Annotated in this window: 1 protein-coding gene; it reads left to right on the forward strand. The window is 59.6% G+C overall.

Annotation, left to right across the window (positions count from 1 at the left end; genetic code table 11):
• Positions 1 to 15: 15 nt before the first annotated feature.
• On the forward strand, positions 16 to 1,353 hold a 1,338-nt coding region (gene flgE, locus ACK6AU_RS31960), incomplete at its 3' end, for a flagellar hook protein FlgE (protein ID WP_409303760.1).

Here is a 1,353-nt window from a genome sequence, read left to right on the forward strand (position 1 = left end):
CACAAGGAGCGGAATATGTCTTTCAACATCGGCCTTAGCGGTCTCTACGCTGCCAACAAGCAATTGGACGTGACCGGCAACAACATCGCCAACGTCGCCACCACCGGCTTCAAGTCTTCCCGTGCCGAGTTCGCCGACGTGTACTCGGCCACCAAGCTGGGCAGCGGCACCCAGGTGGTGGGTAACGGCGTGCGCCTGGCCAATGTGTCCCAGCAGTTCACCAATGGCGATATCAACAACACCGGCAACGTGCTGGACATGGGCATCCAGGGCCAGGGTTTCTTCGTGCTGAACAACAATGGCTCGCTGAGCTATACCCGCGCCGGTGCCTTCAAGACCGACAAGCAAGGCTACATCACCACCAGCGACGGCACTGCCCGCCTGCAAGGTTATGCCGTGGATGCCAACGGCAAGATCGTCAATGGCGTGTTGACCGACCTGCGGATCGATGTGTCGAACCTTCCACCCAAGCCGACCGATTCGATTTCCTCGACCATCAACCTGAACTCCAGCGCCGATCCGATCAACGTCAACCCGACGGCTCCGGCCCCGGCGTATGTGTTCGATCCGACCAAAAGCGAAACCTATACCAAGCAGTTCAGCACCCCGGTGTATGACTCCCAGGGCAACAAGCACGTCCTGGATCAGTACATGATCAAGACGTCCAATCCCAACGAGTGGCAGACCTATACCCTGATCGATGGCCGCAACCCCGATGGCATGCCTTTCACCATGGCCAACCAGGCGCCGATCACCATCAAGTTCGACTCCTCCGGCAAGCTCCAGTCCCTGACGCCGCCAGCCGCGCCGGCCACCAGCCCGTTCACGGTAAGTGGCAACAGTATCGTCATGGGCAGCTGGACGCCGGGCAACGTGGTCAATGGCAACTTCACCCCCAACGGTTCGGTGGCAGCGGCAGGCGGGGTGAAGATCGACATGACCAAGACCGGTTCGGTATTGGGTGATACCGCTCGCTCGGTGCCTATGCAGAACGGCTACTCCACTGGCCAGATCACCAACCTGACCATCGACGGCAGCGGCGTGATGCTGGCCAACTTCAGCAACGAGCAGACCAAGCCGATCGGCCAGATCTCCCTGGCCAGTTTCACCAACGAGCAAGGCTTGCAGCCGATCGGTGGCACCCAGTGGAAAGAAACCTACGCCTCGGGTATCCCGGGTTATGACGCACCGAGGACGGGCACCTTGGGCTCGATCCAATCCAACGCCCTGGAAGAGTCCAACGTCAACCTGACCAACGAGCTGGTGAACCTGATCAAGGCCCAGAGCAACTACCAGGCGAACGCCAAGACCATCTCCACCCAGAGCACTATCATGCAGACCATCATCCAGATG

It is taken from the genome of Pseudomonas sp. KCJK8993, from assembly GCF_046230915.1.
In the GTDB taxonomy this organism is placed as follows: Bacteria; Pseudomonadota; Gammaproteobacteria; order Pseudomonadales; family Pseudomonadaceae; genus Aquipseudomonas; species Aquipseudomonas piscis.